Genomic DNA, 13,892 nt, shown 5'->3' on the forward strand with positions numbered 1-13,892 from the left:
ACGGTGCACTACCACTCAAGAGGGGATCATCCATGGCGACTCACCGTTGTGACACCGCCGTCGTCGGCGGCGGCATCGTCGGCCTTGCGCACGCCCTCGCGGCCGCCAAGCGCGGCGACCGCGTCGTCGTCTTCGAGCGCGACGACCGCTCCGTCGGCGCGTCCATCCGCAACTTCGGCATGATCTGGGCAGTGGGGCAGCAGCGTGGCGCGATGTACGAGCGTGCGCTGCGCAGCCGCGAGATCTGGCTGGAGGTGGCGGCGAAGACCGGGCTGTGGGCCGCCCCGACCGGCTCGTTGCATCTGGCGCACCATCCCGATGAGGCCGCGGTGCTGGAGGAGTTCGTCGCGACCACGCCCGCCGCGAGAGAGCGCGGTACGGAAATGCTGTCCGCGAGAGAGGCGGTGGCGCGCAGTCGTGCGGCGCACCCGGACGGGCTGCTGGCCGCGATGTGGAGCCCGACGGAGCTGAACGTCGACCCGCGGCACGCGATCCCGGCGGTCGCGGCGCATCTGGCCGAGGAGTACGGCGTGGACGTGCGCTTCGGCACGACCGTGCGGGGCATCGGTATGCCGACGGTGTCGACCACGGCCGGCGACTGGCGGGTGGACCGGGTCTTCGTCTGCAGTGGCAATGACTTCGAGACCCTGTATCCGGAGGTGTTCGCGGCGAGCGGGCTGGTCCGCTGCAAGCTGCAGATGCTGCGGACGGGGGTGCAGCCCGGCGGGTGGCAGTTGGGACCGATGCTGTGCGGCGGGCTGACGCTGCTGCACTACGCGGCGTTCGAGGAGCTGGCGGCGCGGGCTGCGCTGGACGCGCGGATGCGGGCCGAGCTGCCGTTCCACCGGGACAACGGCATCCATGTACTGCTGTCGCAGACGGCGGACGGGCGGCTGACGATCGGCGACAGCCATGCGTACGCCACGACCCACGACCCGTTCGAGAGCGAGGAGATCAACGCGGCGATCATGGAGTACCTGGCGGGCTTCGCGAGGCTCCCGGACACCGGGATCACCGAACGCTGGTCCGGCTTCTATCCGTCCCTGCGCGACGGCCGCACGGAGCTGGTGGTCGACCCGGAGCCGGGGGTGACCGTGGTCAACGGCGTCGGCGGGGCCGGGATGACGCTGTCGTTCGGGCTCGCGGAGGAGAACGTCGCGGCGCGCTGAGCGCAGTACACGGGGCGGGCCCGGCGCACCATCGCGCCGGGCCCGCCCCGTGTGTGCCGCAGAGCGGGAACCGTCAGACCGCCGGGGCCGGGTAGGTCGGGTACTCCACCCCGGAGACGTGCTGGACGACGCGGATGACCTGGCAGGAGTAGCCGAACTCGTTGTCGTACCAGAGGTAGAGGATCGCGTTGTCGCCCTCGACCTTGGTGGCGCCGGCGTCGACGATCGAGGCGTGGCGCGAGCCGATGAAGTCGTTGGAGACCGCGTCGGGGGCGCTGGTGAAGTCGATCTGGCGGCGCAGCGGCGAGGTCAGCGACACCTCGCGGAGGTGGTCGAGGACCTCCTCGCGGGTGGTCTCGCGGGCGAGCTGCAGGTTGAGGATCGCGATCGAGACGTCCGGGACCGGGACGCGGATCGAGCTGCCGGTGATCTTCGCCTTGAGGTCGGGCAGCGCCTTGGCGACGGCGGAGGCGGCGCCGGTCTCGGTGATGACCATGTTGAGCGGCGCGGAGCGGCCGCGGCGCTCGGACTTGTGGTAGTTGTCCAGCAGGTTCTGGTCGTTGGTGAACGAGTGGACGGTCTCCACGTGGCCGCGCAGCACGCCGTACTCGTCCTCCATCGCCTTCAGCGGCGGGACGATCGCGTTGGTGGTGCAGGAGGCGCAGGACAGGATCTGCTCGTCCGGCTTGATGGTGTCGTGGTTGACGCCGTGCACGATGTTCGGGACGTCGCCCTTGCCCGGGGCGGTCAGGACGACCTTCTCGACGCCGGGGCGCAGGTGCTTGGACAGGCCCTCGCGGTCGCGCCACTTGCCGGTGTTGTCGATGAGGATGGCGTCCTTGATGCCGTACGCCGTGTAGTCGACCTCGGAGGGGTCGTTGGCGTAGATCACCTTGATCTCGTTGCCGTTGGCGATGATCGTGTTGTTCGCCTCGTCAACGGTGATCGTGCCCTGGAACTGACCGTGGATGGAGTCGCGGCGCAGCAGCGAGGCGCGCTTCACGATGTCCTGGTCCCCACCGCCGCGGACGACGATGGCGCGCAGCCGCAGGCCGTTGCCGGAGCCGGCCTTCTCGATGAGCAGGCGGGCGACGAGGCGGCCGATGCGGCCGAAGCCGTAGAGGACGACGTCGCGGCCCTCGCGGCACTCGATCTTGTTGGCGCCCGTGGCACCGGCGACGGCCTCGGCGGTGAACTCCGCCACCGAGAGGCCGCGGTCGTCGGCGTCGTACGTCTCGGCGAGCCGGCCGATATCGATCTGCGAGGGGCCGAGGTCGAGCGTGGTGAGGGCCTGCAGGAACGGGAACGTCTCGGTGACCGAGAGCTCCACGCCCGCGATCTGCCGGGCGAATCGGTGGGTCTTGAGGATGCTCACCACCGACTTGTTCACCAGGGAGCGGCTGTGGAGCAGGACGGTGACGTCCCGCTCCCGGTGCAGCTTCCCGATGATCGGGATCATCGACTCCGCGATCTCCTCGCGGTTCTTCCAGTTGGTGAACGAGTCGTCGTTGACAGTCACAGGCTTATCTCTCGATCGAGCTAGGCGGTGCTCACATGATAAACCCCTCTTCTTCTGATCTTTTCACCGGTCCCCCTGGGCACTCCCGCCCCGCAGCTGCCCGCCGGCCGCCTAATAGCTGATGCAGGCCGAGTGCCACTCCGTGTAGAAGTCCCAGACCTGCGGCGAGCACTCCGGCGGGCCGTACTGGGACGCCTTGGCGCCGACGTGCGGGAGGTGCGCGTACGCACCCACGCCCGGGCGGTTGACGTGCAGCATTCCGGCTTCGAAGCGCTCGATGGCCTCGAAGGCGCGGGACTGCGAGGCGGTGAAGATCGTGCCGGACATGCCGTATTTGACCGAGTTGGAGATCCGCATGGCGTCGTCGAAGCCGTCCGCGTCGACGACGGCGAGCACCGGCCCGAAGACCTCCTCCTGGGCCAGCTCACTGTCCCAGGGCACGTCGCGGATGACGGTGGGCTGGACGTAGCAGCCGTCCGGCAGGCCGTCCCCGGTCGCCCGGCCGCCGCCGCACAGCACCTTGCCGCCGTCGCGCTGCGCCCCGGCGACGGCCGCCAGCGCCGCGTCCAGCCGCGCGGTGTTCACCACGGGGCAGATCTGCGAGGCGGGGTCGTCGCCCGGGCCGACCTTCATGCCCGCCACCCGGGCCACCAGCTTGTCCAGGAAGGCGTCCCGCACGCGGACGTCGACCACGGCCCGGCTGGTGGCGCTGCACCGCTGTCCGGCCTGCCCGAACGCGCCGTGCACGACCGCGTCCACCGCCCCGTCCAGGTCCGCGTCGTCCAGCACGATCACCGCGTTCTTGCCGCCGAGCTCCAACTGCGTACGGAGCAGCCGGTGGGCGCCGCCCGTGTGGATGGCGGTGCCGACCGGCAGCGAGCCGGTGAAGCTGACGCCGGCCACGGACGGGTTCGCGACCAGCGCCTCGCCCGCCGCGACATCGCCCTGGACGAGGTTGAGCACACCGTCGGGCAGCCCGGCCTCGTGGAAGACCTCGGTGAGCAGGGCCGCGGTGAGCGGGGTGAGCGGCGAGGGCTTGAAGACGGCCGTGCAGCCGGAGAGCAGGGCCGGGGCCACCTTCCACATCGGGATGGCGAGCGGGAAGTTCCACGGCGAGACCAGCCCGACGACGCCGATGGGGCGCCGGAAGGTGTACGCGAACGTACGGTCCTCCTCGGCGGGCGCGGTGACCCCGCCGAGCAGCCGCGCCTGGCCCACGGTGAAGTCCAGTACGGCGCGGGACCGGGCCACCTCGCCGCGGGCCTCGCGGAGCAGCTTGCCCTGTTCGCGGGTGATGGCGCGGGCGAATTCCTCGGCGCGCTCGGTCAGGAGGCGGCCCGCCTCGGCGAGGATCGCGGCGCGCCGGATGGGGCCCTGCGCGCGCCAGGCGGGCAGGGCCGCGGCCGCGGCGTCCGCCGCGCGGTCCACGTCGACGCCACCGGACTCGGCGAACTCGCCGAGGTGATCGCTCAGATCGGCCGGGTTGGTGTTCGTGCGGGTCTGCCCCGATTCGGCCGGGCTCCACCGGCCGTCGATGAAGTTCAGCAGGTGATGCGCCGCGATGGGCTGCCGCCCCGATACGTCTGCCATGCTCGTCCCTTCGCCGGACCTTCGCCGGACAACTGTCGCCACTGGGCTGCCGCCAGGCTGTCCCAGCGAACGCCGGGGCACCATCCGGGAATTGGCAATGCCCCCGATAGCGCTCCCCTATCTGGCACCGTGCCGGCGGACGCGGCTGGCACCCTGCCGCGCGCCGCGCGGTGCCGTACGTACGGACAGATCACGGACAGATCCCCGACCTCAGGAGGCTCGATGACCCGGCCGTTCCGTTTCGGTGTCAATACGCTCGCGATCGCCTCGGGCGAAGAGTGGCGCGCCAAGTGCCGCAGGGCGGAGGCGGCCGGTTACGACGTGCTGCTGGTGCCGGACCATCTGGGGATGCCCGCGCCGTTCCCCGCGCTGGTGGCCGCGGCCGAGGCCACCGAGCGGCCGCGGGTGGGCACCTTCGTACTCAACACCGGCTTCTGGAACCCGGCGCTGCTGGCCCGCGAGGTGGCCACCACCGACGCGCTCACGGGCGGCCGCCTCGAACTGGGCCTGGGCACCGGGTACGTACGTGCCGAGCACGAGACGGCGGGGCTGCCCTGGGGCAAGCCGGGCGAGCGGGTCGATCATCTCAGCCGCACGATCGAGGAGCTGGACCGGCTGCTGGGCGACCCGGAGCACGTCCCGCACGCCGCGCAGACGCCCCGGCCGCCGCTGCTGATCGGCGGCAACGGCCCGCGGATGATGCGGCTGACGGCGCGGCACGCGGACATCGCGGCCTTCCAGGGCGGCCGCCAGGCACCCGGGAAGCCGGAGGGCGTACTGGAGCTGGCCTCGGCGGAGCAGCTGGACGCGACGGTCGCCCGGTACGCGGAGGCGGCGGCGGGCCGCGCGGAGCCGGCCGAACGCAACATCCTCGTACAGCGCGTGGTGATCACCAACGACCGCAGGGCGGCGGCCCGCGAGTTCGCCGCGCACGACATCGGCCTGGACGAGGAGCAGCTGCTGGACGCGCCGACGCTGCTGTTCGGCACGGTCCGGCAGATCGCCGACCAGCTCCGCGAGCGCCGGGAGCGGTACGGCTTCTCCTACGTCACGGTGCTGGACGCGGTCCTGGAGACGTTCGCCCCGGTCATCGAGGAGCTGCGGGGCAGCTGAGTCCGGGTGCCCCTGGGGCCGGGCCGCTGATCATGCCCGGCCCGGTCCCAGTGCCGGTACCGCTTCCAGTACCAGGACGGCGAGGTCGTCGTCGATCGGGTCGGGGCTGAAGTCGTGGGCAGCGCGCCGCACCCGCTCCGCGACGGCCTTGGCGCCCAGGCCCACGCAGCCGCGCAGCACCTCGGCCAGGCCGTCGTTGTCGTCCAACTGCCGGTTGCCGCGGCGGCGTTCGGTCACGCCGTCGGTCACGCACAGCAGCGTCTCGCCCGGCGCGAGGTGGAAGGAGTTCGCGCGGAATTCCGCGTTCTCGTCGATGCCGAGCAGCATCTGCGGTTCGGCGGCCGTGGTCACCGTGCCGTCGGCCGACAGCCGCAGCGGCAAGGGGTGCCCGGCGCTCGCCACGGTGACGCGCGCGCCGCCGGAGACCGGGTCGGGCTCCAGCTCCCCGTACAGCAGGCTCAGGAACCGGGAGCCGACCTGCTCCCCGCCGACCACCACCGCTTCCGCGCCCTCCTCCGCCATGGCCAGATTGAGCCGCCCGAGCAGGGCCTCGACGCCATGGCCCTCGCGTGCCAGCAGCCGTACGAGGTGGCGGGCCAGGCCGGTGACGGACATCGCCTCCAGGTCGTGCCCGCACACGTCGCCGAGCAGGAAGCACCAGCGGCGGTCGCCCATGGGGAACAGGTCGTAGAAGTCGCCGCCGACGCTCTGGCCCTCGCCGTGCGGCTCGTACACGAGCGCCGTGTCGATGTTCGGGATGGCCGCGAGGGACGTGGGCAGCTGCCTGCGCTGCAGCGAGTGGCTGATGTCCGCCTGCCGGGTGTAGTGCCGGGCCGTGACGACCCCCTGGGCCACCCGTCGCGCCACGTCCTGCGCGAGGCGTACCACGTCGCCGGTCAGGGGCGGCTGTCCCGCCCGGCCGATGAGCAGCGCGCCGTGGCACCGTCCGGCCGCGACCAGCGGGATCATCAGCGCGGAGCCGCCCTGGCCGGCCGGGGCCGCCGCCTCCGGCCAGGGCCAGGCGATGACGGTGGTACTCGGCATGACGGGCGGCGGGCGGTCCTCCTCCAGCGCTTGGCGGAGCGTGCGGATGCGCTCCTCGTCCCGGTGCCAGACGCGGGAGAGCCGCATCCGGCCCTGGGTGGTGGTCAGCCATACAGCGCACCAGTCGGCGATCCTGGGGACCAGCAGCTGTCCGGTGAGCGCCGCGATCATGTCCTCGTCCAGCTGCCCGCCGAGCAGCTCGCTGACCTCGGCGAGGAAGGTCTGCCCCGCAGAGTCCGTCCCGTCGGGGGCCGGAGCGCGGCGGTCGGGCGCCACGGCGTCGTGGATCGCCGCCGCGAGGGGATCGCCGGGGCCGCCGGGCCGGGCCTCCATGGGGGTGTCCAGCCGGAACCACACGGCCCGCTCGGTGTGCCGGCAGGTCACGCCCCAGGATTCGGCCAGCGCGCGCAGCAGCTGCAGACCGTGACCGCACAGGTTGTCCCGTAGCTCCTGCCCCTCGTGATCGGCGCCGGAGGCGTAGCGGTCCACCACGTCGACCACCACGCCCACGCGCCGTGTCCCGCCCAGGGCGAGTGGGGCGGGGAGGCCCTCCCCCGAGTCGAGGCGGCAGCCGACCTCGACCTCGAATCCGCCCTGCGCGGTGGCGGCGGTGGTCAGCTCGCTGACGAGGAGCACGGCGTCGTCGACGAGTCCGTCGTCGATCGCCGGTGTCCCGCTGATCGCCAGTGTCCCGGGGAGGGCCGGTTCGGCCAGTCCGGTGAGGGCGACGCGCAGGAATCTGCGGGCCGCGGAGGGTGCGAGCGCGTTGGCGGGCAGCCGGATCCGCGGCTCTGAATCCCGCAGGTCGGAGGAGGTCCCCACTGGCGACTCCCGGCTCGGTTCCGGTGCTCAGCTCAATGAATGTAGCCTAAATCGCGGCAAAGAGGTACATATGGTTTTATTGCCCGATTGAGGATCTTCCCCATGGAACGCTCTTCGGAATCCACGCCGGACACCCCACCCGGGGCCACCGGGCCCGCCGAGCCCGCCGACCGGCCCGGCTTGGCCCGGGACGAGCAGGTGCTGCGCGCGGCCGAACTGCGACCGCTGCTCACGGCCATGAACGCGGTCCGTGACGGCGATTTCACCGTACGCGCGGACGGTGCGTACGAGGGTGTCGCCGCGGAGCTGGCGGAGGCGTTCAACCAGATCGTCACGCGGAACGCGCATCTGGCCTCGGAGCTGCAGCGGGTGCGCCAGGAAGTGATCCGCGAGGGCCGGCTGGACGAGCGGCTCGCGGCCAGCCCCGGGCACGGAGCCTGGACCACGAGCGTGGAAGCGGCCAATACGCTCCTCGAAGCGCTGGTCGTACCGGTCGGGAACGCCACCCGCGTACTGGACGCGGTCGCCGACGGCGATCTGACCCGGCGGGTCGAGCTGCACGACGGCAAGCGGCAGCTCCACGGCGATCTGGCCCGCCTCGGGCGCGGCGTGAACCGCATGGTGGACCAGCTCTCGCTGTTCACCGGTGAAGTGACCCGGGTGGCCCGCGAGGTCGGCACCGAGGGCCGGCTCGGCGGGCGGGCGAAGGTACAGGGCCTGTCGGGCGACTGGCGTTTCGTGACCGAGGCCGTCAACGCGATGGCCGCGCGGCTGACCGCGCAGGTCCGCGACATCGCGGTGGTCACCACGGCGGTCGCCCGCGGCGATCTGACCCAGCAGGTCACGGTCGAGGCGACCGGTGAGCTGCTGGAGCTGAAGCTCACCGTGAACACCATGGTCGACCAGCTGCGGGCGTTCGCCGACGAGGTCACGCGGGTGGCCCGCGAGGTCGGCACCGAGGGGCAGCTGGGCGGGCGGGCCCATGTGGCGGGCGTCTCCGGCGTATGGAAGAACCTCACCGACAACGTCAACTTCATGGCGTCGAATCTGACCTGGCAGGTACGCAACATCGCCCAGGTGACCACGGCCGTCGCCAACGGCGACCTGAGCCAGAAGATCACGGTGGACGCCCGCGGCGAGATCCTGGAGCTGAAGTCGACGATCAACACCATGGTCGACCAGCTCTCCGCCTTCGCCGACGAGGTCACCCGGGTCGCCCGCGAGGTCGGCACCGAGGGACAGCTCGGCGGCCGGGCACAGGTCCGCGGCGTCTCCGGCGTATGGAAGGACCTGACGCAGAACGTCAACTCGATGGCGGACAACCTGACTTCGCAGGTACGCAACATCGCGCAGGTCGCCACCGCCGTCGCCCAGGGCGACCTCGGCAAGACGATCACCGTGGAGGCGAAGGGCGAGATCCTGGAGCTGAAGTCGACGATCAACACGATGGTCTACCAGCTCTCCGCCTTCGCGGACGAGGTCACCCGGGTCGCCCGCGAGGTCGGCACCGAGGGGAACCTGGGCGGGCAGGCGCAGGTCCGCGGCGTCTCCGGGGTGTGGAAGGAGCTGACGGACAACGTCAACTTCATGGCGCTGAACCTGACTTCACAGGTACGCAACATCGCCCAGGTCACCACGGCCGTCGCCGACGGCGACCTGTCGAAGAAGATCACGGTGGACGCGCGCGGCGAGATCCTGCAACTGAAGGACACCGTCAACACCATGGTCGAGCAGTTGCGCGCGTTCGCCGACGAGGTGACCCGGGTGGCCCGGGAAGTCGGTACGGAAGGCAGGCTCGGCGGCCGCGCACAGGTCCGCGGCGTCTCCGGGGTCTGGGAAGACCTCACGGAGAACGTCAACTTCATGGCGGACAACCTCACTTCACAGGTACGCAACATCGCCCAGGTCGCCACCGCCGTCGCCCAGGGCGACCTCTCGAAGAAGATCGACGTGGACGCGCGCGGCGAGATCCTGGAGCTCAAGACCACCCTCAACACGATGGTCGACACGCTCTCCTCGTTCGCCTCCGAGGTGACCCGGGTGGCCCGCGAGGTCGGCAGCGAGGGCCAGCTGGGCGGCCAGGCACGGGTCGAGGGCGTCTACGGCACCTGGAAGCGGCTGACCACCAGCGTCAACGAGCTGGCCTCGAACCTCACCACCCAAGTACGCGCCATCGCCGAGGTCGCGAGCGCCGTCACCCAGGGCGACATGTCGCGCTCCATCACCGTCGAGGCAAAGGGTGAGGTCGCCGAGCTGAAGAACAACATCAACCTGATGGTCTCCAACCTCCGCGAGACCACCCGCGCCAAGGACTGGCTGGAGTCCAACCTCACCCGCATGGCCGCCCTCATGCAGGGCCACCGCGACCTGGTGGAGGTCGCCGGACTGATCCTCAGCGAGCTGACCCCGCTGGTCAACGCGCAGTTCGGCGCGTTCTTCCTGGCCGAGTCCGGCGCGCGTCCCGGCGAGGGCCTCCAGTTCATCGCCGGTTACGGCACCGACCAGGCCGGCGGCGAGAGCCCGCTCCCCGGCTCCGGCACCCCGGGCCGCGGCCTGATCGCCCAGGCGGCCAAGGAGAAGAAGCGCATCCTCGTACTGGACGCCCCCGAGGACTACATCACCATCAACTCCGGGCTCGGCGCGGCCCTCCCGGCCAGCATCGTCATCGTGCCGATCCTCTTCGAGGACGAGCTGCTCGGCGTGATCGAGCTGGCGTCGCTCAGCAGGTTCAGCGATGTGCACCTGGCCTTCATCGACCAGTTCGCCAACACGATCGCCGTCTCGTTCAACACCATCATCGCCAACTCCCGTACAGAATCGCTGCTTTCGCAGTCCCAGCGGCTCACCGCCGAGCTGCGCGAGCGCTCCGACGAGCTCCAGCGCTCCAACGCCGCACTGGAGGAGAAGGCGGCACTGCTCGCCACCGCCTCGCAGTACAAGTCGGAGTTCCTCGCGAACATGTCGCACGAGCTGCGCACCCCGCTCAACTCGCTGCTGATCCTCTCCCGGCTGCTCGCCGACAACCCCGACGGCCATCTCTCCGAGCAGGACGTGCAGTTCGCCGCCACGATCCACCGCTCCGGATCCGATCTCCTCCAGCTGATCAGCGACATCCTCGACCTGTCGAAGATCGAGGCGGGCCGGATGGACGTCCACCCGAGGGACCTGTCCCTCGACAAGCTGCTCGACTACGTGCACGCCACCTTCCGGCCGCTGACCGCCGACCGCGGACTCGGTTTCGAGATCACCGTCGGCGACGACGTACCGCACGAGCTGTACTCCGATGAGCAGCGCCTCCAGCAGGTCCTGCGCAACCTGCTGTCCAACGCGGTGAAGTTCACCCACTCCGGCGGTGTGGAGCTGTGCGTGGAACGGGTGCCGGGCGAGCAGTTCACGGAGGAGACGCTGCGCGACGCGGACGCGGTCGTCGCGTTCCGCGTCAAGGACACCGGCATCGGCATCTCCCCCGACAAGCTCCCGATGGTCTTCGAGGCGTTCCAGCAGGCCGAAGGCACCACCAACCGCAAGTACGGCGGCACCGGCCTCGGCCTGTCCATCAGCCGGGAGATCGCCGGGATGCTCGGCGGCCGGATCACCGCCGAGAGCGAGGTCGGCGTCGGCTCCCGCTTCACCCTGTACATCCCCGCGCGCCATCCCGGCAGCCTGGAGATCCCGGCACCGGAGGGCGCCCTGCGCTCGGCGGCGGCCTCCCGCCCGGCGGCGGACGCGCGCCCGGTGGAGGGCCTCGCCCCGGTCGCGGACCTGAACCCGGAGGAGCTGGTCCCCGCCACCCTCGACTGGCCGGACGAGACGGTCGGCACCGGTGCCTCCGCGGGCCCGGGCCCCGAAGCCCGCGAGGATGCCTGGCCGCAGACGACGCGGCTCAAGGAGTGGCTGAGCGGGCGCCCGGGGCAGGTGCTGGCCGGGCGCCGGATCCTCGTCGTGGACGACGACATCCGCAACGTCTTCGCCCTCACGCATGTACTGGGCCGGGTCGGCATCACCGTGAAGTACGCGGAGAACGGCCGCGAGGGCCTGGAAGTACTGCAGCGCACCCCCGATGTTTCCCTGATCCTGATGGACATCATGATGCCCGAAATGGATGGCTACGAGACCATCCGCGCGATCCGCCGCACCCCCCGGCTCGCCGAGCTGCCGATCATCGCGCTCACCGCCAAGGCCATGCCCGGCGACCGCGAGAAGGCCATCGAAAGCGGCGCCTCCGACTACGTCCCCAAACCCGTGGACATCGACCGCCTGCTGTCGGTGATCTGCGCGCTGCTCGATCCGGAGAACGACACGGCGTCGCCGGACGGCGGCGACGCGGCACAGCAACACGATCCGGCGCAGGACGATGCCGGCGAGGCGCCGAAGGGCAGGTCATGAGCACACAGGCCATGAGCACCGTCGCACCCGACCAGTGCAACATCCTCCTCGTCGACGACATGGAGGAAAACCTCATCGCGCTGGAGGCCGTACTCGGCCCCCTCCACCAGAAACTGGTCCGCGCCCGCTCGGGAGAAGAAGCCCTGAAGGCGATGCTGCGCCAGGACTTCGCGGTGGTACTGCTGGACGTGGTGATGCCCGGCATGGACGGCTTCGAGACCGCCGGCACCATCAAGCGCCTCGATCAGACCAAGGACGTGCCCATCATCCTGGTGACCGGCGCCAACCCCGAAGCGGACTACGCCTACCGCGGGTACGCGGTGGGCGCCGCGGACTTCCTGACCAAGCCCATCGACCCGTGGATGCTGCGCACCAAGGTCGGCATCTTCCTCGACCTGTACCGCAAGAACCAACGCCTGGCGGCCGCCGCCGAGCAGCCCGCCGACGGAGAGCGGCTCGCGGAAATCACCCGACAACTCGCCCACATCGAACTCCTCCTCCGCGACACCCCGCCCCCCGACCCCACCGACATCGCGGACCGCGTCGCGGAGGTGACCCGCTCGGTGGAGAGCCTGCGGGGGAACGGGGACTGACGTCGGCGCTGCGCCTCGATCGGAAACCGCTCGCCGTACCGGCCGGTGATCTGCTTGGCTCCCCCCATGAGTGATCTTCTGAGTGGACTCCGCATCCGCCCCGCCACCCCCTCCGACATCGACGCCGTGCTGCGGTTCTGGCGCGACGCCGCGGAAGGAACAAGCATCAGCGACGACCACGACGGGGTGGCCCGGCTGATCGCCCGGGACCCGGAGGCGCTGCTGCTGGCCGAGCGGGACGGCGAACTGGCCGGCACGGTGATCGCGGGTTTCGACGGGTGGCGCTGCCACTTGTACCGGCTGGCGGTCCACCCCGACCGGCGGCGGCAGGGCATCGGGCGGGCGTTGTTGGCGGCCGCGGAGGAGCGGTTCGCCGCGCTGGGCGGGCGGCGCGCGGACGCGATGGTGCTCAACCGCAACGAGTCCGCGCACCATGCGTGGCACGCCTCGGGCTATGCCCCCGAGCCCCAGTGGAGCCGCTGGGTCCGCCACCTGACGGACTGAGGCCGGCCGGCGCCCGTTCAGTACGCCGTCGGCCAACCGCCGCTCCAGTTCAGCAGGTTGACGCCCAGCTTGGGCGTGCCGCCGTCATTGCCGTCGTAGTAGTGGTAGACGAGCAGGTCGCCGTCGGCGTCGGGCATGACGTCCTGTCCGCCGGGGCCGATCACGGAGCCCTGCGACGCCATGACCACGGTGCCGCCGTTGTCGGTCATGGCAACGCCGTTGCGGTCGTAGTACGGGCCGGTGGGGCTGGTGGCCCGGCCGACTTTGATCTTGTACGTGGAACCGGTGCCGTTGCAGCACGTGTCGTACGAGGCGAAGAGGTAGTAGAAGTCGTTGCGTTTGACCACGGTCGGGCCCTCGACCGCCTTCGTACCGGTCGGGCGCGCGGCCAGCGAGTGGCGCGTGGTGTCACCGGCGTACTGCTTGCCGGTCGCCGGATCGAGACGGATCATCTTGATCCCGCTCCACCAGGACCCGAAGGCCAGCCACCACTTGCCGTCACTGTCGACGAACAGGTCGGGGTCGATGGCGTTGTAGTCGCTGCCGGAGGTGGAGGAGTGGACGATGCCCTGGTCGCGCCAGCTGCCCGGCAGCCCGGTCGAAGAGGGGCGAGCCCGATGGCGGAGGCGTTGGTGCCGAAGCGCGAGACGGCGTAGTACATGAGGTACCGACCGCCCTGGTAGGAGATGTCGGGCGCCCACGGGTCGTTCGTGTCCGAGTACCGCGACCACCAACTCGGCGGCGCGGCAAAGGCGTTGCCGTCGCGGGTGAAGGCGGTGCGGTCGGTGGAGGTGCGGGCTTCCAGGTAGCCGTGGGTGGAGTAGAGCAGGTACCGGCCGTCCGGCGCGCGGAGCATGGTCGGGTCGTGCACGACGACGTCACCGGTGACATGGCCCGGGCCGGGGTAGGCGGACGCGCTCGCCGGCATCAGGGCGAGCAGGGCCGCGGCGGGCACGGCGAGGAGGGCGGATCTCAGGCGGGGGTGGCGCACGCGGTTCTCCTTTGCTCGGAGATTCGCACGGCATGGCGTTCGGGATATCGAACCATGCCCGCGACTTCGAACGGAAAGCTAGGGAACAAGTGACGGTGCGTCAACGCTTCGCGCAGAGATTCCTGTACCGGGTGGGGCCCGGGAGCTGGAATAAGGCGCGG

The 13,892-nt window shown here is 70.8% G+C and carries 8 protein-coding genes and 1 pseudogene; 5 read left to right on the forward strand and 4 right to left on the reverse strand.

Features of this window, described 5'->3' with window-relative positions; translation table 11 throughout:
• Nucleotides 1-32 precede the first annotated feature (32 nt).
• Nucleotides 33-1,169, forward strand: coding sequence for a TIGR03364 family FAD-dependent oxidoreductase (locus tag AB0I82_RS12375; protein WP_363257151.1), 1,137 nt, complete (start codon nucleotides 33-35; stop codon nucleotides 1,167-1,169).
• 73 nt (nucleotides 1,170-1,242) lie between these two features.
• Here the strand turns inward: AB0I82_RS12375 and AB0I82_RS12380 are convergent, their stop codons facing one another.
• Both AB0I82_RS12380 and AB0I82_RS12385 read right to left on the reverse strand, forming a co-directional pair.
• The gene (locus AB0I82_RS12380; RefSeq protein ID WP_363257152.1) at nucleotides 1,243-2,688 is read right to left on the reverse strand and encodes a glyceraldehyde-3-phosphate dehydrogenase; all 1,446 of its coding nucleotides are present in this window, start codon (nucleotides 2,686-2,688) and stop codon (nucleotides 1,243-1,245) included.
• Between the two features lie 111 nt (nucleotides 2,689-2,799).
• Nucleotides 2,800-4,278, reverse strand: a complete 1,479-nt coding sequence (locus tag AB0I82_RS12385; RefSeq protein ID WP_363257153.1) for an aldehyde dehydrogenase family protein — start codon at nucleotides 4,276-4,278, stop codon at nucleotides 2,800-2,802.
• Between the two features lie 222 nt (nucleotides 4,279-4,500).
• On the opposite strand from AB0I82_RS12385, the gene AB0I82_RS12390 reads away from it, so the two are divergent.
• On the forward strand, nucleotides 4,501-5,391 hold the full coding sequence (locus tag AB0I82_RS12390) for an LLM class F420-dependent oxidoreductase (protein WP_363257154.1): 891 nt from the start codon (nucleotides 4,501-4,503) through the stop codon (nucleotides 5,389-5,391).
• A gap of 30 nt (nucleotides 5,392-5,421) precedes the next feature.
• On the opposite strand, the gene AB0I82_RS12395 is transcribed toward AB0I82_RS12390, so the two are convergent.
• Nucleotides 5,422-7,257, reverse strand: coding sequence for a SpoIIE family protein phosphatase (locus AB0I82_RS12395; protein ID WP_363257155.1), 1,836 nt, complete (start codon nucleotides 7,255-7,257; stop codon nucleotides 5,422-5,424).
• A 237-nt stretch (nucleotides 7,258-7,494) separates the two neighbouring features.
• On the opposite strand from AB0I82_RS12395, the gene AB0I82_RS12400 reads away from it, so the two are divergent.
• From AB0I82_RS12400 to AB0I82_RS12410, 3 genes are all read left to right on the forward strand, one after another.
• Nucleotides 7,495-11,643: a HAMP domain-containing protein gene (locus AB0I82_RS12400; RefSeq protein WP_363257720.1), complete on the forward strand. Its 4,149-nt coding sequence runs from the start codon at nucleotides 7,495-7,497 to the stop codon at nucleotides 11,641-11,643.
• Nucleotides 11,644-11,654: 11 nt separating this feature from the next.
• Entirely contained in the window at nucleotides 11,655-12,236 is a 582-nt protein-coding gene (locus tag AB0I82_RS12405) for a response regulator (RefSeq protein WP_363257156.1), read from the forward strand.
• A 66-nt stretch (nucleotides 12,237-12,302) separates the two neighbouring features.
• A complete protein-coding gene (locus AB0I82_RS12410) occupies nucleotides 12,303-12,740 on the forward strand; it encodes a GNAT family N-acetyltransferase (protein ID WP_363257157.1) in 438 nt (145 codons plus the stop codon).
• 17 nt (nucleotides 12,741-12,757) lie between these two features.
• Here the strand turns inward: AB0I82_RS12410 and AB0I82_RS12415 are convergent.
• A pseudogene (locus tag AB0I82_RS12415) lies at nucleotides 12,758-13,668 on the reverse strand (arabinan endo-1,5-alpha-L-arabinosidase).
• Nucleotides 13,669-13,892 lie beyond the last annotated feature (224 nt).

The sequence above is a fragment of the Streptomyces sp. NPDC050315 genome (assembly GCF_040655775.1).
Classification (GTDB): Bacteria; Actinomycetota; Actinomycetes; order Streptomycetales; family Streptomycetaceae; genus Streptomyces.